The 18,044-nt window shown below is 55.6% G+C and carries 16 protein-coding genes; 11 read left to right on the top strand and 5 right to left on the bottom strand.

Annotated features, from left to right (window positions below):
* Positions 1-23: 23 nt before the first annotated feature.
* A complete protein-coding gene (seqA, locus tag CDA56_RS17380) occupies positions 24-572 on the bottom strand; it encodes a replication initiation negative regulator SeqA (RefSeq protein ID WP_102803478.1) in 549 nt (182 codons plus the stop codon).
* 184 nt (positions 573-756) lie between these two features.
* Between seqA and ybfF the strand changes: the two genes are divergently transcribed.
* The 8 genes from ybfF (at position 757) to tcuC (ending at position 8,414) form a co-directional block, all read left to right on the top strand.
* Positions 757-1,530, top strand: coding sequence for an esterase (gene ybfF, locus CDA56_RS17385; RefSeq protein ID WP_014837821.1), 774 nt, complete (start codon positions 757-759; stop codon positions 1,528-1,530).
* Positions 1,531-1,663: 133 nt separating this feature from the next.
* A complete protein-coding gene (gene ybfE / locus CDA56_RS17390; RefSeq protein WP_004848855.1) occupies positions 1,664-1,957 on the top strand; it encodes a LexA regulated protein in 294 nt (97 codons plus the stop codon).
* Between the two features lie 149 nt (positions 1,958-2,106).
* Positions 2,107-2,637 carry a flavodoxin FldA gene (gene fldA, locus CDA56_RS17395; RefSeq protein ID WP_004100234.1) on the top strand — a complete coding sequence of 177 codons (531 nt, stop codon included), beginning with the start codon at positions 2,107-2,109 and terminating at the stop codon, positions 2,635-2,637.
* Positions 2,638-2,928: 291 nt separating this feature from the next.
* Positions 2,929-3,381, top strand: coding sequence for a ferric iron uptake transcriptional regulator (gene fur, locus CDA56_RS17400; protein ID WP_004130476.1), 453 nt, complete (start codon positions 2,929-2,931; stop codon positions 3,379-3,381).
* Positions 3,382-3,510: 129 nt separating this feature from the next.
* Positions 3,511-4,437 carry a tricarballylate utilization LysR family transcriptional regulator TcuR gene (tcuR, locus tag CDA56_RS17405; protein WP_103814124.1) on the top strand — a complete coding sequence of 309 codons (927 nt, stop codon included), beginning with the start codon at positions 3,511-3,513 and terminating at the stop codon, positions 4,435-4,437.
* 97 nt (positions 4,438-4,534) lie between these two features.
* Positions 4,535-5,938: an FAD-dependent tricarballylate dehydrogenase TcuA gene (gene tcuA, locus CDA56_RS17410; RefSeq protein WP_103814122.1), complete on the top strand. Its 1,404-nt coding sequence runs from the start codon at positions 4,535-4,537 to the stop codon at positions 5,936-5,938.
* On the top strand, positions 5,925-7,064 hold the full coding sequence (tcuB, locus tag CDA56_RS17415; protein WP_103814120.1) for a tricarballylate utilization 4Fe-4S protein TcuB: 1,140 nt from the start codon (positions 5,925-5,927) through the stop codon (positions 7,062-7,064). Before tcuA ends, tcuB begins: the two co-directional genes overlap by 14 nt.
* A gap of 54 nt (positions 7,065-7,118) precedes the next feature.
* Positions 7,119-8,414, top strand: coding sequence for an MFS transporter (tcuC, locus tag CDA56_RS17420; protein WP_103814118.1), 1,296 nt, complete (start codon positions 7,119-7,121; stop codon positions 8,412-8,414).
* A gap of 52 nt (positions 8,415-8,466) precedes the next feature.
* On the opposite strand, the gene CDA56_RS17425 is transcribed toward tcuC, so the two are convergent.
* The 4 genes from CDA56_RS17425 to nagE all read right to left on the bottom strand — a co-directional run bounded on the left by CDA56_RS17425 (position 8,467) and on the right by nagE (position 14,485).
* Complete coding sequence (locus CDA56_RS17425) at positions 8,467-8,799, bottom strand: ChiQ/YbfN family lipoprotein (RefSeq protein WP_004848843.1); 333 nt, start codon at positions 8,797-8,799, stop codon at positions 8,467-8,469.
* 46 nt (positions 8,800-8,845) lie between these two features.
* Complete coding sequence (chiP, locus tag CDA56_RS17430) at positions 8,846-10,249, bottom strand: chitoporin ChiP (protein WP_004130464.1); 1,404 nt, start codon at positions 10,247-10,249, stop codon at positions 8,846-8,848.
* A 437-nt stretch (positions 10,250-10,686) separates the two neighbouring features.
* Complete coding sequence (gene glnS / locus CDA56_RS17440) at positions 10,687-12,354, bottom strand: glutamine--tRNA ligase (protein ID WP_102803483.1); 1,668 nt, start codon at positions 12,352-12,354, stop codon at positions 10,687-10,689.
* 178 nt (positions 12,355-12,532) lie between these two features.
* Positions 12,533-14,485 carry a PTS N-acetyl glucosamine transporter subunit IIABC gene (gene nagE / locus CDA56_RS17445; RefSeq protein WP_004848836.1) on the bottom strand — a complete coding sequence of 651 codons (1,953 nt, stop codon included), beginning with the start codon at positions 14,483-14,485 and terminating at the stop codon, positions 12,533-12,535.
* A gap of 318 nt (positions 14,486-14,803) precedes the next feature.
* Between nagE and nagB the strand changes: the two genes are divergently transcribed.
* Genes nagB through nagC form a run of 3 tightly spaced genes read left to right on the top strand, consistent with a single transcriptional unit; the run spans position 14,804 to position 18,042 of the window.
* On the top strand, positions 14,804-15,604 hold the full coding sequence (gene nagB, locus CDA56_RS17450; protein ID WP_004130458.1) for a glucosamine-6-phosphate deaminase: 801 nt from the start codon (positions 14,804-14,806) through the stop codon (positions 15,602-15,604).
* Positions 15,605-15,664: 60 nt separating this feature from the next.
* Positions 15,665-16,813, top strand: coding sequence for an N-acetylglucosamine-6-phosphate deacetylase (nagA, locus tag CDA56_RS17455; protein ID WP_014228413.1), 1,149 nt, complete (start codon positions 15,665-15,667; stop codon positions 16,811-16,813).
* A gap of 8 nt (positions 16,814-16,821) precedes the next feature.
* Positions 16,822-18,042 (top strand): DNA-binding transcriptional regulator NagC, encoded by a 1,221-nt coding sequence (gene nagC, locus CDA56_RS17460; RefSeq protein ID WP_025106389.1) that lies wholly within the window; start codon positions 16,822-16,824, stop codon positions 18,040-18,042.
* Positions 18,043-18,044 lie beyond the last annotated feature (2 nt).

Here is an 18,044-nt window from a genome sequence, read left to right on the forward strand (position 1 = left end):
CCTTCTGGTGCAAAGTTAACTAACTAGATCGTACCGCAAACCTTTTCGATCAATTCCGCAGGGAACTGCATTGACTGCATGATATGTTCGATCATGCTGCATTTGCGACCGGTATTGGTATTTGTAATGACCCACCACGGCGTTCCCGGTACCTGCTTAGGTTTCGTCTGATTACCGTTTTTCTGCAGCGTGCGTTCATCCTCAGCGAAATAAACGCGGGTGCGCCCGTGCAGGGACTCGGTCGCCTCGGCAAACGCTTTGCTGTCTAAGGCGTAGAGGGTGGTCAGAACCAGCATGAAACGGTTTACCGCGCGCTTTTGTTCAGCGTACTCATCAGATAACAGCAGCTCACGCATAGCGCGAACTTTATCTTTCAGAGGATTGGCGGGTTTCACTTCAACGACAGTCGTTGGCGCAGGGGCCGGAGCGGCTTTCGCTACCGGTGCGACAGGCTGGGAAACGGCGGAAAACTTCAACATGCGCCGTAAAATGTCGGATGCGCTCTCGCCAATATGCTTGGTGTGGCTGGCAATATAGCTATAGAGTTCATCATCAACTTCAATTGTTTTCATCTTAATCCAGTGCGATATCTTTTTCTGAATACAAGTTGTCGGGATTATAGGGACAAATCCCAACCGCGGATAGCGTCAAACCAGGATGGCGGTAAAACTCGGATATCTTCCGGGTCTTGCAGCCGGATGGCAGAATGTCCAACATAATACCCTAACCCGACGGAGCGAAAAAAAGAACTTTGCCATGAAATTAAATAGCCGAGCGCAATCTGCACAGAATCCGCACAATAATCCCCCTATCGTCCTGGTCCACGGCCTTTTTGGCAGCCTGGATAATCTTGGGATCCTCGCCCGCGATCTGGTTCTCGATCGCGATATTATCCAGGTCGACATGCGAAACCACGGCCTTTCGCCACGCTCGCCTGACATGACCTATCCCGCGATGGCCCAGGATCTGCTTGATATTCTCAATGAATCACAGATTGAGAAAGCCACCTTTATTGGTCACTCAATGGGCGGTAAAGCGGTGATGGCGCTGAGCGCGCTGGCCCCGGAGCGCATCGCGGGCCTGGTCGCCATTGATATCGCCCCGGTGGATTATCACGTCCGCCGCCATGATGAAATCTTCGCCGCCATCAATGCCGTCACCGACGCGGGGGCCGCTACGCGTCAGCAGGCGGCGACGGTCATGCGCCAGCACCTTAACGAAGAGGGCGTGATTCAGTTTCTGTTAAAATCTTTCGTGGACGGCCAGTGGCGGTTTAACGTACCGGTGCTGTGGGAGCAGTACGATAATATCGTCGGCTGGCAAACCGTTCCGCCCTGGCCGCATCCGGCGCTGTTTATCCCGGGCGGCAACTCCCCCTACGTCACCGATGCCTACCGCGAGACTTTATTAGCTCAGTTTCCCCAGGCGCGCGCGCACGTTATCGCCGGCGCCGGGCACTGGGTGCATGCAGAAAAACCGGAGGCCGTTATCCGCGCGATCCGTCGTTATTTGACCTCTATCGCCGCGTAACTGCCTAAAATATACTCGACCGCGCGGCTTAATGCCCGCGGCCGTTGGCGCAGCCCGTCGCCTGATGTATTATGGCGCGCTGTCTGCGTCGGCTATGCCCGATAGCTTGTTTCCCCCGAAGTCACTCTGAATCATGGCAAAAGAACAAACGGACCGTACGACATTAGATTTGTTCGCAACTGAGCGTCGGCCGGGTAGACCGAAAACGAATCCGCTTTCGCGCGATGAACAGCTGCGCATCAACAAACGCAATCAGCTTAAACGCGATAAGAGTCGCGGTCTGAAGCGCGTGGAGCTAAAGCTCAATGCCGATGCTGTCGATGCGCTTAATGAGCTGGCCGAAGCCCGTAACATGAACCGCAGCGATCTCATCGAAGAGATGCTGATGAACCAGCTGGCAGCCCTGCGCGGCCAGGATAAAGCCTAAAACCCTCAAAAAATAAGCTTTCGTGTAGCAGAGTGTGCAGTTGGGCGTGATTGCTGTTTCCGCGCCCTTCTCAGTTCTGCTATCATTGCCCCTATCTGCGGGCATTACGCCACTACCACATCATTAAGTTTCAAGAGGTTATTTTACTCATGGCAATCATCGGCATCTTTTTTGGCAGCGACACCGGCAACACCGAAAATATTGCAAAAATGATCCAAAAGCAGCTTGGTAAAGACGTTGCTGATGTTCACGACATTGCCAAAAGCAGCAAAGAGGATCTGGAAGCTCACGATATCCTGCTGCTCGGCATTCCCACCTGGTACTACGGCGAAGCCCAGTGCGACTGGGACGATTTTTTCCCGACGCTGGAAGAGATCGATTTCAATGGCAAACTGGTGGCTCTGTTTGGCTGTGGCGATCAGGAGGACTATGCTGAATACTTCTGTGATGCGCTGGGGACTATCCGCGATATCATCGAACCGCGCGGCGCAACTATCGTTGGCCATTGGCCGACCGCCGGCTACCATTTTGAAGCCTCTAAAGGCCTGGCCGATGACGATCACTTTGTTGGCCTGGCCATTGACGAAGACCGTCAGCCTGAGCTGACTAACGAACGCGTGGAAAAATGGGTAAAACAGATTTCTGAAGAGCTGCACCTCGAAGAAATCAAGAATGCCTGAGTCTGAACGGCGTAATCCTCAGGTTTCGCCGAATTGATAGATAAAAGCAATCAAAGTTATAGCTACAAGTTTTTAACTTTTAATCACATATCTGTACAATGTCCTCTGATTTAACGGGGTCGCGTGAAGCACTTTGTAGCGAGTGCCTCGTTTTTGACAGCATACAAGGCCCGATGCTTGCAGTTTTCATTTCACCATGGCAGTTCTATAATGAGACGCATTACATCGGGTGATTCTCTGTATTACTTCCGCTGATGGAAGTAGATCGTTTAGCAACAGGACAGATTCCGCATGACTGACAACAATACCGCATTAAAGAAAGCTGGCCTGAAAGTGACGCTTCCGAGATTAAAAATCCTGGAAGTGCTGCAAGGACCGGATAACCATCATGTCAGTGCGGAAGACTTATACAAACGCCTGATTGATATGGGTGAAGAGATTGGCCTGGCTACCGTCTACCGCGTACTGAACCAGTTCGACGACGCCGGCATCGTCACCCGTCATAATTTCGAAGGCGGTAAATCCGTTTTTGAACTGACGCAGCAGCATCATCACGATCACCTGATTTGCCTCGACTGCGGCAAAGTGATCGAATTTAGCGATGATTCCATCGAAGCGCGCCAGCGTGAAATTGCCGCAAGGCACGGTATTCGCCTGACTAACCACAGCCTGTACCTGTACGGCCACTGCGCAGAAGGCGACTGCCGCGAAGATGAACATGCCCACGACGCGGCAGAGAAATAATCACCGCATCGTATACCGCCAAAAGCCAACCTGAAGGTTGGCTTTTTTTTGCCCGGAATCTGCCGCCTCTTTCTCTCGCGCTGCAATACGTTTACTGTCAGTGCATCCTGACGTGTACGGAGAGTCGACATGGAGCTTCGCCAGCTACGCTATTTTGTGCGCATTATTGAAACCGGCAGTATGGGCCGCGCCGCGCTTGACCTGGATATCGGCGTCTCCGCGCTTAGCCAACAGATGGCGCGTCTGGAGAACGAACTCGCCATTCGCCTGCTGCAGCGGACGTCTCGCGGCGTAATGCCGACCAGCGCCGGCCTCGCCTTCTACTCCCAGGCGCAGCTCGCGCTGCGTCACGCCGATGATGCGGTTCTCGCCGCGCGCGAGGCGCGCCTTTCCGGCCACGTCAGCGTCGGTATGGCCCCCAGCACCGCCTCCGTCCTCGGGGTGCCTTTTATTCACGCGATGCGCGAAAGCTATGCCGACGTCCGCCTGCATTTAGTCGAGAGCCTCTCCGGTAACCTGGAACGCATGATCAACACCCGCCAGCTTGACCTGGCTATCGTGTTCCAGAAGGAGAAGCTCCTGCGCTGGAGCGCCAGGCCTATTCTCGAAGAGCGTCTGTTTCTGATTGGCACCCATGACGTGCTCTCTCCCCTTCACGAAGCGAGCATCTCGCCTGGCCAGCTGGCCGCTATCCCGCTGATAATGCCAAGCCTGGGGCATGGACTGCGCGGCAGGCTGGAGGCGATCTGCCAGGAGCATGCCCTGAGCGTCGATGTGGTAGCTGAAATCGACGGCCTGGCCCTGCTGATGCGCGCCGTCCGCGACGGGCTCGGCGCCACTTTGCAGCCGGGGGCGGCAATTTCCCATCTCGACAGCGAGTCCCTGAGAGTGATCGGCGTCGACAATCCGATACTTAGTCGACCTAATTTTCTCGTCAGCCTTTCCGATGATGAACTGACTCCGGCAGGCCTTGCGGCCCGCGTAATACTGGCGAAAGTCATGCGTCAGCTGGTTGAGTCGGGTCGCTGGCCCGGCGCCAGCCTTTACGCAAACTAAACCCCCCTTTAGCAATACGCCATAGCGTCCAGCCGGCCGTAACGCATACATTTCCATTACAAATTTAACAATCAAGCAAAGCGTAATGGAGCCATAAATGGTGGATGTACTGGTCATTGGCGGCGGCAATGCCGCGCTATGCGCCGCCTTAACCGCCCGGGAAGCTGGCGCGTCCGTGCTGCTGCTGGAGGCCGCGCCGCGGGAATGGCGAGGCGGCAACTCTCAGCACACGCGGAATCTTCGCTGTATGCACGATGCTCCGCAGGATGTTTTGGTCGACAGCTATCCGGAAGAAGAGTACTGGCAGGACCTGCTGCGCGTCACCGAGGGCAACACCAACGAAGCGCTGGCGCGCCTGGTGATCCGCACCTCATCGCAGTGCCGGGACTGGATGCGCCAGCACGGGGTTAACTTTCAGCCGCCGCTCTCCGGCGCCCTGCACGTGGCCCGCACCAACGCCTTTTTTATGGGCGGCGGCAAGGCTCTTATAAATGCCTATTACCGCAGCGCGGAGCAGATGGGCGTAAAGATCCGCTACAACACGCCGGTACAGGCGCTCGAATTAGATAACGGCGAATTCATCGCCGCGCTGGCGGGCGAAGAGAGGATCGTCGCCAAAACCTGCGTCCTCGCCGCCGGCGGATTTGAATCTAACCGCGAGTGGCTGCGTGAAGCATGGGGACAGAATGAGCGCGGTGAATGGCCAGCCGATAACTTTCTCATCCGCGGCACCCGCTTCAATCAGGGCGTGCTGCTCAAGTTTATGATTGACGCCGGGGCTGACATTATTGGCGACCCCTCGCAATCCCACTGCGTCGCCATTGACGCCAGGGCGCCGCTCTACGATGGCGGGATCTGCACGCGCGTGGACTGCGTGTCGCTGGGGGTGGTCGTCAACCGCGACGCCGGGCGCTTTTATGATGAAGGGGAAGATTTCTGGCCCAAACGCTATGCCATCTGGGGCAGGCTGGTCGCCCACCAGCCGGGGCAAATCGGCTACTCGATCATCGACAGCAACGCGATCGGCCACTTTATGCCGCCCGTTTTCCCCGGCGCCCAGGCCAATACCATTGAAGAGCTGGCTCGCCAGCTGGGGCTGGACGCGGAACACCTGGCGCAAACCATCGCCCGCTACAATGCCGCCTGTACGCCGGGCCAGTTCGATCATACCCGCCTTGATAACTGCGCGACATCCGGCCTGACGCCGCCGAAAACCCACTGGGCGCGGCCCATCGATACCCCGCCCTACTACGGCTATGCCCTACGGCCGGGGATCACCTTTACCTACCTTGGGCTGTACGTTAATGAACGCGCCGCCGTCCATTTTGCGGGCAAGCCGAGCCGCAACCTGTTCGTCGCCGGCGAAATGATGGCCGGCAACGTGCTGGGCAAGGGGTATACCGCCGGCGTGGGCATGTCCATCGGTACGACATTCGGCCGCATTGCCGGCCAGCAGGCCGCCCGCGCGGCGCAGCAGGAGACACACCATGAAATCGCTTGAAAAGCTGATCATTGACGCGCAAATCATCACCGAGTCGGAAGCGGAAGTTGAACGGGTGATGCAGGTCTGTAACGCCTGCCGCTATTGCGAAGGGTTTTGCGCCGTGTTTCCGGCCATGACCCAGCGTCTGGCTTTTGGCAAAGCGGATATAAACTACCTGGCCAACCTGTGCCATAACTGCAGCGCCTGCCTGCATGCCTGCCAGTACGCGCCGCCGCACGAGTTTGCCATTAATGTCCCGAAGGCGATGGCGGAAGTGCGCCTGGAGACCTATCAACACTATGCTCAGCCCTCGGCTTTCGGCAGCCTGTATCGTCGGGCCGGCGTAACCACGGTACTGGCGCTGGTCGGCGGGCTGATCCTCTTTCTGCTGCTGGCGATGGGGCTCAAAGGCTCCCTGCTTCATCCGCCGCTGGCCGGCGATTTCTACCAGATTTTTCCCCATAACCTGCTGGCGTGGATGTTTGGCACGGTCTTCATACTGGCCATGGGGTTACTGATGGCCGGGGTGATCCGCTTCTGGCGCGAGATCTCGCCGGGTCAGCCTCAGGCCATCGACATCGCTAAAGCCTCGCATAATGCGCTCACGCTGAAGTATCTCGACGGCGGGCACGGTAAGGGCTGCAACGAGGCCGATGACGCGTTTACCCTGCTGCGCCGCCGTTTCCATCACTTTACCTTCTACGGGTTTCTGCTCTGTTTCGCCGCCACCGTGGTGGCCACGGGGTATCACTATATCGCCGGCTGGGAGGCCCCCTACCCGTTCTTCAGCGTACCGGTTGTGCTGGGCACGCTCGGCGGCATCGGCCTGCTGGTGGGCCCGGCGGGTTTGCTATGGCTGAACCTGCGCCGCTCGCCGCTGCACGGCGACCCGCGGCAAAAACCGATGGATCGCGGCTTTATTCTGCTGCTGCTGCTGACCAGCTTCACCGGCCTCGCCCTGCTGGCGGGACGAGACACCTCGTGGATGGGCATTCTGCTTGCCATTCACCTCGGCGTGGTCATGGCGCTGTTTTTGACCCTGCCATACGGAAAATTCGCCCACGGATTTTATCGCTGTGCGGCGTTACTCAAGTGGGCGATTGAGAAACGACGCGGAAAACAGGCGGCAGTCGCAGGCGACTAGTCCGCTCCTCTTACCTCTATAAAAACAAGATAAAGACAATGGAGAGCAACCCCTATGACGCAACCCTCATCGCGCGCCGGTACCTTTGGCGCCATTCTCCGCGTGACCAGCGGTAATTTTCTCGAACAATTCGACTTTTTTCTGTTTGGCTTTTACGCCACCTATATCGCCAGAACGTTCTTTCCGGCGGAGAGCGAGTTTGCGGCGTTAATGCTGACCTTCGCCGTGTTTGGTTCGGGCTTTCTGATGCGCCCCATCGGCGCGATAGTGCTGGGGGCCTATATTGACAGAATCGGGCGGCGTAAAGGGCTGATGGTGACGCTGGCGATTATGGGCTGCGGGACGCTGCTGATAGCGCTGGTTCCCGGCTATCAAACCATCGGCGTTCTCGCCCCCGTTCTGGTATTAGTGGGTCGCCTGCTGCAGGGATTCTCGGCGGGCGTCGAGCTCGGCGGCGTGTCGGTCTATCTGTCGGAAATCGCCACGCCGGGGAAAAAAGGGTTCTATACCAGCTGGCAATCCGCCAGCCAGCAGGTGGCTATCGTCGTCGCGGCGCTGATTGGCTACGCGCTGAATGAAACGCTCGGCCACGATGAGATTGCCGAATGGGGCTGGCGTATTCCCTTCTTTATTGGCTGTATGATTATTCCGCTGATTTTTGTGCTGCGGCGTTCGTTGCAGGAAACCGAAGCCTTCCTGCAGCGCAAGCATCGCCCTGACACGCGGGAGATCCTGAGCACGATTGCCAAAAACTGGCGCATCATCACGGCGGGGACCTTGCTGGTGGCGATGACCACCACCACCTTTTATTTTATTACCGTCTATACGCCGACCTACGGTAGAGCCGTTCTGCATCTGAGCGCCCGCGACAGTCTGCTGGTGACCATGCTGGTCGGCATCTCTAACTTTATCTGGTTACCGATTGGCGGGACAATTTCTGACAGAATAGGCCGTCGGCCGGTGCTGATGGGCATAACCCTGCTGGCGCTGCTCACTACCTGGCCGGTCATGCACTGGCTCACCGCCGCGCCGGATTTCACCCGCATGACGCTGGTCCTGCTCTGGTTCTCGTTCTTCTTTGGGATGTATAACGGCGCGATGGTGGCCGCCCTGACGGAAGTGATGCCGGTCTACGTCCGCACCGTGGGCTTTTCACTGGCCTTTAGCCTCGCCACCGCGATCTTCGGCGGCCTGACGCCAGCCATTTCCACCGCGCTGGTCGAGATAACGGGCGACAAAAGCTCGCCGGGCTGGTGGCTGATGTGCGCCGCGCTATGCGGCCTGGCCGCTACCGCGATGCTCTTCGTACGCCTGGGCCGCGGCTACCAGCCGGCAGAAATACCCCGCTAAAATAGCAACGGGCGGAGTTGACGCTCCGCCCGTTTGCTTGCCGCCGTCTGGCTTAACGCGGCGTATTGTTGCTGTGGATCTCTTTCCAGATCTGGTCGCAGCGCGCCTCTACAGCCTGATCGTTCCCGGTTTTGCGCGCCTGGATACACTGCTGATAATCCAGCACCCGCACGCTTTCCTGGGTCGCGAACTGCTGATGCTGTTTCTCCTGCTTCAGCACGTTCAGTACGCTCTGACAGGCTTCAACTTTATCCGGATTGCCCTCTGCGGTATTAATGCAGGCGCTGTAGGCATCTTTTAACTTTGAGTCTTCCTTAGGCGCTGGCGACTGGGTACAGGCAACCAGACCTGCTGCCATAATGGCGACAAGTATTAACTTTTTCATCATGAACCTCGGGAAATTGCGGCGGGTTTCCCCCGCCGCAGTGGCATCAGAAAATGGTGAACGGAGCGATAACCATGAACTTCACGTCGCGCTCATCCTGGAAGATGTTGCCGTAACCACCGCTCCAGCTTGGGATATCGGAGTGGTTGTCGTATTGCGTAAAGTGGAGTTTGAACAGCGTGCCCTTAGCGCGTCCTTCCTGAACGGTGTACATGGCATCCAGGCTATAGGCGGACTCTTCCAGGCGTTTATCCGGGTTGTAGTACGCATCAGGCGAGGACATTCTCCCCGGCTTCGCATCCCAGGCATAAACGTAGGAGGCGCCGAAGGCCCAGCCCGGCATGTTCCAGTTCTTCATGTCATACATCGCGCCGAAGAACACCGCTTTTTCACCGTTGGCGTTGAAGTCCGAACGGTTATCCCACCAGATATCCAGTCGCCCGTTAGACGATGCGTAAGTTGGCGTCATACGCTGCAGGAAGTAGCCCTGCTGACCATCAGCTTTAACCCAGGTTCCTTCCAGACGCAGGTCCAGAACGTCGGCAACCTTATAGCCAAAGGTCAATGCCTGCAGCCACGCGGTGCCGTCATAGATATCGTTAACCCCGCCGTTGCTGACCTTATCGCGGGTGCCGTAGAACTGATAGCTGGTGGTTAACGGCGTGCCTGCAACATCAAACTTATAGCTGGCCTTGGCAAAATACTGGTCGATATAACCCTGTGCCTGACCAAACGCCGCTTCCAGCACAAGGTCGTTTTTAAAATCATATTTGGCGCCAAGAGAGTGAAGGTAATCCACCTTGGTTTTCTTGTCGTTCTGGTAGAACTCATCCATCTCAATGTGCCACGGCGCTTTATATTCGTTCGTCCACATATAGGAGAAACTCAGCGCGCCCGCATCGCCGTAGTCAAAGTTCGCACCGGCTTCAGCCCCCTGATAGGTACCCGGCATAAAGCTCCAGTGCGGCGCCAGCAGCGTCTGGCCGGTTGGCTGAATATAGCCCGCGCGCGCCCAGGTTGGGCCAAATTTAAATTTTGCGGCTGCTTTATACAGGCTGATCCCGCTCTTATCGCCGGAATAGTCTTCATCGTAGGTTTTATTGCGCGAGGAGAAAGCGATTTCGTTCGGGTGACCGCTCTCGCTGCTTTCGCCCATTTCGATGGCGGTAAAGGCAGCAACGTCAATACCGAACATATCGGCGGCATAGCCGGACTGGAAGTCGAGGTTGGCGTTCCAGGTGGAGTGCGACAGGTTAGTTTTATATTTATCGCCGTCGGTCACATCTTTACGGTCGCGCTCACGCTGCCAGTAATAGATGCCGCCGGTTAACGTTGAATCATCAATGAACCCTTCTGCTTTTGCATCCGGCACCATTGCAAATCCTGACAGGGCTGTGACACCGGCAATAGCCAGCGCCAGCGTACTACGTTTGCCACTAAACGTACGCATATGCATATCCTCTTTGACGTTTTAAAGTGCGGTTACCAAAGGCAACGCGCAAAAAAATAAAATAAGACTGCTTAAAAAGTGGTGCGGTAAAAATTCGCATAACCACTGGGTATAGACTATTTTTCGTGACGCGAATTATCAATCTCTTTCGCCGACCAAAGATGAAGATTATGACAAAGCGCACATAATTTATGTCTTTTTGTTTCAGTCGTAGATGTCACACTTTTTTCGGGTGAAGTGCTTGCAAAAAAAGAGAAAATTAGGGGAAATGAAAGCGATTACATATTTATATGCAATAGATGGAAAGGGTTAAAAAAAGCGGTTATTACAATCTGTAAACAAGATTAATTCGCATCGCAAAAATATGAGGATTTAATTCTCTGATTCTGAATAAAAAAAACGCCGCAGTAAGCGGCGTTCTCAATAACGGCGGGTAGCTACGCGCCGACTTTCGCCCATGTGTCGCGCAGACCGACGGTGCGGTTAAACACCAGCTGGGTTGCGGTTGCATAGCGGCTATCCAGGCAGAAATAACCTTCGCGCTCGAACTGATACGCTTTTTCCGGCTGCGCCTGCGCCATGCTCGGCTCGGCAAAACCCTGCTTGATCACCAGCGACTCCGGATTCATCACCGAGAGGAAGTCCTCCGCCGCGCCCGGGTTCGGTACGCTGAACAGGCGATCGTACAGGCGGATTTCTACCGGCAGCGCGTGCGCCGCGCTCACCCAGTGAATCACTCCCTTCACCTTGCGGCCGTCGGCCGGATCTTTGCTCAGGGTATCGGCATCGTAGGTGCAGAAGATAGTGGTGATGTTGCCTTCCGCATCTTTCTCCACGCGCTCCGCTTTGATCACGTAAGCGTTACGCAGGCGAACTTCTTTGCCCAGCACCAGACGCTTGTACTGCTTGTTCGCTTCTTCGCGGAAGTCGGCGCGATCGATCCAGATTTCGCCGCTGAACGGCACCTCGCGGCTGCCCATCTCCGGTTTATTCGGATGATTCGGCATGGTCACGATTTCGCTGCCGCCCTGCGGATAGTTTTCGATAACCAGCTTAACCGGGTCGATAACGGCCATCGCGCGCGGGGCGTTTTCGTTCAGATCTTCACGGATGCAGGATTCCAGCGAAGCGATTTCGATGGTGTTGTCCTGCTTGGTCACGCCGATGCGTTTGCAGAACTCGCGGATGGATTCAGCGGTATAGCCGCGACGGCGCAGACCGGAAATGGTCGGCATACGCGGGTCATCCCAGCCCTCAACGTGCTTCTCGGTCACCAGCTGATTCAGCTTACGCTTGGACATCACGGTGTATTCGAGGTTGAGGCGCGAGAATTCATACTGGCGCGGATGCACGGGGATGCTGATGTTATCCAGCACCCAATCGTACAGGCGGCGGTTATCCTGGAACTCGAGAGTACACAGCGAGTGGGTAATCCCTTCCAGCGCATCGCTGATGCAGTGGGTAAAGTCGTACATCGGGTAGATGCACCACTTGCTTCCGGTCTGGTGATGGTCGGCAAACTTAATGCGGTACAGCACCGGATCGCGCATCACGATAAACGGAGAGGCCATGTCGATTTTCGCGCGCAGGCAGGCTTTACCTTCGGCAAATCCACCGCTGCGCATTTTTTCAAACAGCGCCAGGTTCTCTTCCACGCTGCGATCGCGGTACGGGCTATTTTTACCCGGCTCTTTCAGCGTGCCGCGGTACTCACGGATCTCTTCCGCTGACAGTTCGTCAACGTAGGCCAGACCTTTATTGATCAGTTCAACCGCATACTGGTGCAGCTGATCGAAATAATCAGACGAGTAGCAAACATCCCCGGACCAGTGGAAACCTAACCACTGCACGTCGTTTTTAATCGACTCAACGTATTCGATATCTTCCTTCACCGGGTTGGTGTCATCGAAACGCAGGTTGCATTGGCCCTGGTAATCCTGAGCGATACCAAAGTTCAGGCAAATAGACTTCGCGTGGCCAATGTGCAGATAGCCGTTCGGTTCCGGTGGAAAACGGGTATGAACGGTGGTGTGCTTACCAGTAGCCAGATCTTCATCAATGATCTGACGAATAAAGTTAGTCGGGCGGGCTTCTGCCTCACTCATCGTGGGTTCCTCAAAGCGTAAACAACGTATAACGGCACATGATCTTACAAGCAGGGCGTAGAGACAACTATTAGTTACGCAAAATAGCGATCGGAAGGAGATTATGGGGGTGTTTGCGGTAAAAAAAAGCGGCGCAGGTTTCGCTGCGCCGCTGAGGCATAAACGCCACTCAGGAGTCTTATTTGCCTTTAATTTCGTACAGCGGCGTCTGGCCAGCAACCACTTTACCGGTTGCCTGGATAACCAGCGCGCTGTAGTCGTCGCTATTGCTGCATACGACCGGGCTAATCATCGAGCGCGCGTTAGCGTTCAGGAACTCAAGATCCAGTTCCAGAATCGGCTGACCCGCTTTCACTTCCGCGCCCTCTTCCACCAGACGTTTAAAGCCCTGGCCGTTAAGCGCGACGGTATCGATACCCATATGGACGACGATTTCCGCACCGTTTTCAGTTTCCAGACAGAAAGCATGGTTGGTGTTGAAAATCTTCACCACGGTGCCAGCCGCCGGCGCAACAACAATCTTATCGGTCGGTTTCACCGCCACGCCGTCGCCGACGGCTTTGCTGGCGAACGCTTCATCCGGTACCTGCTCCAGCGCTACAATGTCGCCGGTAATCGGCGAAACCAGCGCTTCGACGGTTTTCGCGTTAGCAACAGCCTGCGGTTTAGCAGCCTGAGCGGCTACGGGTGCGCTGTGAGACGCTGCAGCCGCCGCGGCAACCGGGCCACGGGCAACCACTTTCTTCATTTCATCGCCGACGGATTCGGCTTTCGCACCCACGATAACCTGGATGGTCTGCTTGTTCAGTTTAACCACACCGGAAGCGCCGAGGCGCTTACAGGCCGCGTCGTTAACCAGCGCAGAGTCCGCCACGGTCAGACGCAGACGGGTAATACAGGCATCAATCGCTTTCAGGTTATCCGTACCGCCGACCGCCGCGATGTAGTTGGTCGCCAACTGGGTTAAACCTTCTTCGGTATTGCTGTTGGCCTCTTCAGTGACCACGTCATCCACTTTATCTTCACGACCCGGCGTTTTCAGATTGAACATGCGGATTACCGCGCTGAACAACAGGAAGTAGATAACAAAGAACACAACGCCCATCACAATCAGCATCCAGACGTTTTTACTGGCTGCCGGCAGGCTGTACATCAGCACATAGTCGATGGCGCCTGCGGAGAAAGAGAAGCCCGCGTGGATACCCAGCGCCGTGGCAACGAACAGGCTGATACCGGTCAGGATGGCGTGCAGGAGATACAGCAGCGGCGCCAGGAACATGAACAGGAATTCCAGCGGCTCAGTCACACCGGTCAGGAACGCGGTGATGGCAACCGACAGCAGCATACCACCGACCATCGGACGACGCTCTTTCGGGGCCGCGAAATACATCGCCAGCGCCGCACCCGGCAGACCGAACATCATGATCGGGAAGAAGCCGGACATGAACATCCCCGCGGTGCCGTCACCCGCATAGAAGCGGTTGATATCACCGTGGAACACGGCGCCAGCAGCGTTGGTGAATTCACCAATCTGGAACCAGGCGATGGTGTTCAGCACCTGATGCAGACCCGTCGGGATCAGCAGACGGTTGATGAAACCAAAGATACCGGAGCCGAGCGCGCCCGCGCCCACAATCCATTCACCACCTGCATGGATGGCGTTCTGCACCGGCGGCCAGACGTAGCCGAAGATGGCTGCCAGCACCAGGCAGAAGAAGCCGGTTGCGATAGGTACAAAGCGTTTGCCGCCGAAGAAGCTCAGGAAGTCAGGCAGTTTGATACCCGACCAGCGGTTATAGACGGCACCGCCAACCAGACCGGTAATGATACCCGCCAGGACGCCCATGTTGATGGCCGGGTTGATGGTGACCATCGCTTTCGTCAACACGAAGTAACCTACCGCCCCCGCCAGCGCTGCGGCACCGGCGCTGTCTTTCGACCAGCTGGATGCGACGCCGATAGCGAAAATCAGCGCCAGGTTGTCAAAGATTGCCCCGCCCGCCTGGGCGATAAACGAAATGTTAAGCAGATCCGGTTGACCGAATCGCAGCAGCAGCGCCGCGACCGGCAGCACTGCGATAGGGAGCTGTAACGCCCTACCGAGTCGCTGAAAAAAACCTAAAATATTCATCTTATTCCCCCTATGAGACCCCGATAAGGCTCATTAAAGCCACTTTATTATTGTGTAACCTGGTTAAATTTTTAACTTACCTGCAAAGTGTCTGAAAAATTAATTCGTCTCGCAAATTAAATGGGTATTTTTTGTGACAATAGTCACCAAATATCGTATTCACCTCCGCCTTTGACTGGCTAACAACGAAAACTTATTTTATCATTCAAAAAATCAACACGGATTGACCCCGCTCGGCGCAGTTGCTGCGATACTCTTACTCTTAATAGTATGCTGGCGCCAATCCGCCAGGTTCTAATTTAACTATAGAGGTGAACAATGAGACTGATCCCCCTGGTAACAGCTGAACAAGTCGGTAAATGGGCTGCCCGGCATATCGTTAACCGCATCAATGCGTTCAAACCGACTGCGGACCGTCCGTTTGTCCTGGGCCTGCCTACCGGCGGTACGCCTCTGACCGCTTATAAAGCCCTGGTTGAGATGCACAAAGCAGGCCAGGTTAGCTTTAAGCATGTTGTCACCTTCAACATGGATGAGTACGTTGGGCTGCCGAAAGAGCATCCGGAAAGCTATCATAGCTTTATGCATCGCAACTTCTTTGATCACGTTGATATCCCGGCGGAAAATATTAACCTGCTGAATGGTAACGCGCCGGATATTGATGCAGAATGCCGTCGCTATGAAGAAAAAATTCGTTCTTACGGTAAAATCCACCTGTTTATGGGCGGCGTGGGTAACGATGGCCACATCGCTTTTAACGAACCAGCCTCTTCTTTGGCTTCACGCACACGCATCAAAACCCTGACCCATGATACTCGCGTAGCGAATTCCCGTTTCTTCGACGGTGACGTTGACCAGGTGCCTAAGTACGCGCTGACCGTTGGCGTGGGCACGCTGCTGGACGCGGAGGAAGTGATGATTCTGGTGCTGGGTCATCAGAAAGCGCTGGCGCTGCAGGCGGCGGTGGAAGGCAACGTAAACCATATGTGGACCATTACCTGTCTGCAGCTGCACCCGAAAGCGGTGGTGGTCTGCGATGAGCCGTCCACCATGGAACTAAAAGTTAAGACACTGAAATATTTCAACGAGTTAGAAGCCGAAAATATCAAAGGTCTGTAATGTAGTCTCGTCCCGCGGCTGCCCCCGCGGGACAACCATTTTTGACAACCGGGGGTCGTAATGTATGCATTAACCCAAGGCCGGATTTATACCGGTCATGAAATTCTGGATGACCATGCGATTGTTATCGCCAATGGCCTTATCGAACGTATCTGTCCTCAGACTGAACTGCCCACCGGGATCGAACAGCGCTCGGTTGATGGCGCGATCCTTGCCCCCGGTTTTATCGACGTCCAGCTTAACGGCTGCGGCGGCGTGCAGTTCAACGACACGGCGGACGCGGTCACCGTTGAAACGCTGGAGATTATGCAGAAGGCCAATGAACGCTCCGGCTGCACCAGCTATCTGCCCACGCTGATCACCTCCAGCGACGACCTGATGAAACAGGGCGTACGCGTGATGCGCGAATACCTGCAAAAACATCCTAACCAGGCGCTGGGTCTGCATCTTGAAGGCCCGTGGCTGAATATTGTTAAAAAAGGCACCCACAACCCGGACTACGTACGCAAACCGGATGCCGCGCTGGTGGATTTCCTGTGCGAAAACGCGGACGTGATAACCAAAATCACGCTTGCGCCGGAACGGGTGGAACCGGAGGTTATCCGCAAACTGGTGGCCGCCGGCATCATCGTCTCCGCCGGTCACTCCAACGCGACGCTTAAAGAAGCGAAAATCGGTTTCCGCGCCGGGATTACCTTTGCTACCCATCTGTTTAACGCCATGCCGTATATTACCGGCCGTGAGCCGGGCCTGGCTGGCGCGATTTTCGACGAGCCGGATGTCTACTGCGGCATCATCGTCGATGGTATGCACGTCGATTTCGCTAACGTGCGCCTCGCTAAACGCTTGAAAGGCGACAAGCTGTGTCTGGTTACCGACGCGACGGCGCCGGCGGGTGCCAATATTGAGCAGTTCATTTTTGCCGGTAAAACAATATACTACCGGAACGGCCTGTGCGTAGATGAGAACGGTACCCTCAGCGGCTCTTCATTGACCATGATTGAAGGGGTGCGTAACCTCGTTGAGCATTGCGGCATCGCGCTGGATGAAGTGTTGCGTATGGCGACGCTCTACCCTTCCCGCGCCATTGGCGTAGACAAACAGTTAGGCAGCATTGCCCCGGGGATGGTCGCTAACCTGACCGCATTCACCCGTGATTATAAAATCACCAAGACCATCGTTAATGGTAACGAGGTCGTCACTGAGTAAGTAAAAGTATGACAGCAGGCGGACAGGCTCAAATTGGTAACGTCGATCTCGTAAAACAGCTGAACAGCGCGGCCGTCTATCGGCTCATCGATCAGCACGGCCCCATCTCGCGTATCCAGATTGCGGAACAAAGCCAGCTTGCCCCTGCCAGCGTAACCAAAATTACGCGTCAGCTTATTGAACGCGGACTGATCAAAGAAGTCGATCAGCAGGCCTCCACCGGGGGCCGCCGCGCCATCTCCATTGTTGCCGAAACCCGCGGCTTCCACGCCATCGGCGTACGCCTTGGCCGCTACGACGCCACCCTGACCCTCTATGATTTAAGCAGCAAGACTCTTGAAGAAGAGCACTACCCGCTGCCGGAAAGAACTCAGGAAACGCTGGAACACGCCCTGCTTAACATCATCGCCACCTTTATGGAAAGCTGTCAGCGTAAAATCCGCGAGCTGATCGCCATTTCGGTGATCCTGCCGGGGCTGGTCGATCCGGAAAGCGGCGTCATTCGCTATATGCCGCACATTCAGGTGGAAAACTGGGGGCTGGTTGAAGCGCTGGAAAAACGCTTTAAAGTTACCTGCTACGTCGGCCACGATATTCGTAGCCTCGCGCTGGCGGAGCACTATTTTGGTGCGAGCCACGACTGTGAAGACTCCATTCTGGTGCGCGTACACCGCGGAACCGGCGCAGGGATCATCTCCAACGGGCGGATTTTTATTGGCCGTAACGGTAACGTCGGGGAAATCGGCCATATCCAGGTCGACCCGTTAGGCGAGCGTTGCCACTGCGGTAACTTCGGCTGTCTGGAAACCGTCGCCGCCAATGCCGCTATTGAACATCGAGTTCGTCATCTGCTGGAACAGGGTTATCAGAGCAAAATCTCCCTCGATGACTGTTCGATCAAAACGATCTGCAAAGCCGCGAATAAAGGCGATGCGCTGGCCTGTGAGGTGATCGAGCACGTTGGCCGCCATCTGGGTAAAACCATCGCTATCGCCATTAACCTGTTTAATCCGCAAAAAGTGGTGATTGCCGGGGAGATCGTGGAAGCGGAAAAAGTCCTTCTGCCGGCAATCGAAGGCTGTATTAATACCCAGGCGCTGAAGGCGTTTCGCAAAAACCTGCCGGTAGTGCGATCCACGCTCGATCATCGCTCAGCCATTGGCGCTTTTGCCCTGGTAAAGCGTGCGATGCTCAACGGGACTCTGCTCCAGCGTTTGCTGGAAAGCTAAAG

The organism is Klebsiella michiganensis (assembly GCF_002925905.1).
GTDB lineage: Bacteria > Pseudomonadota > Gammaproteobacteria > Enterobacterales > Enterobacteriaceae > Klebsiella > Klebsiella michiganensis.

Bases quoted from the DNA above. Each gene is read 5' to 3' on its own strand.
- tcuR (WP_103814124.1), top strand. From the start codon at position 3,511: ATGGAGCTTCGCCAGCTACGCTATTTTGTGCGCATTATTGAAACCGGC.
- nagB (WP_004130458.1), top strand. From the start codon at position 14,804: ATGAGACTGATCCCCCTGGTAACAGCTGAACAAGTCGGTAAATGGGCT.
- tcuA (WP_103814122.1), top strand. From the start codon at position 4,535: ATGGTGGATGTACTGGTCATTGGCGGCGGCAATGCCGCGCTATGCGCC.
- glnS (WP_102803483.1), bottom strand. From the start codon at position 12,354: ATGAGTGAGGCAGAAGCCCGCCCGACTAACTTTATTCGTCAGATCATT.
- ybfE (WP_004848855.1), top strand. From the start codon at position 1,664: ATGGCAAAAGAACAAACGGACCGTACGACATTAGATTTGTTCGCAACT.
- nagC (WP_025106389.1), top strand. From the start codon at position 16,822: ATGACAGCAGGCGGACAGGCTCAAATTGGTAACGTCGATCTCGTAAAA.
- nagA (WP_014228413.1), top strand. From the start codon at position 15,665: ATGTATGCATTAACCCAAGGCCGGATTTATACCGGTCATGAAATTCTG.
- fldA (WP_004100234.1), top strand. From the start codon at position 2,107: ATGGCAATCATCGGCATCTTTTTTGGCAGCGACACCGGCAACACCGAA.
- tcuB (WP_103814120.1), top strand. From the start codon at position 5,925: ATGAAATCGCTTGAAAAGCTGATCATTGACGCGCAAATCATCACCGAG.
- CDA56_RS17425 (WP_004848843.1), bottom strand. From the start codon at position 8,799: ATGAAAAAGTTAATACTTGTCGCCATTATGGCAGCAGGTCTGGTTGCC.
- fur (WP_004130476.1), top strand. From the start codon at position 2,929: ATGACTGACAACAATACCGCATTAAAGAAAGCTGGCCTGAAAGTGACG.
- chiP (WP_004130464.1), bottom strand. From the start codon at position 10,249: ATGCGTACGTTTAGTGGCAAACGTAGTACGCTGGCGCTGGCTATTGCC.
- tcuC (WP_103814118.1), top strand. From the start codon at position 7,119: ATGACGCAACCCTCATCGCGCGCCGGTACCTTTGGCGCCATTCTCCGC.
- nagE (WP_004848836.1), bottom strand. From the start codon at position 14,485: ATGAATATTTTAGGTTTTTTTCAGCGACTCGGTAGGGCGTTACAGCTC.
- seqA (WP_102803478.1), bottom strand. From the start codon at position 572: ATGAAAACAATTGAAGTTGATGATGAACTCTATAGCTATATTGCCAGC.
- ybfF (WP_014837821.1), top strand. From the start codon at position 757: ATGAAATTAAATAGCCGAGCGCAATCTGCACAGAATCCGCACAATAAT.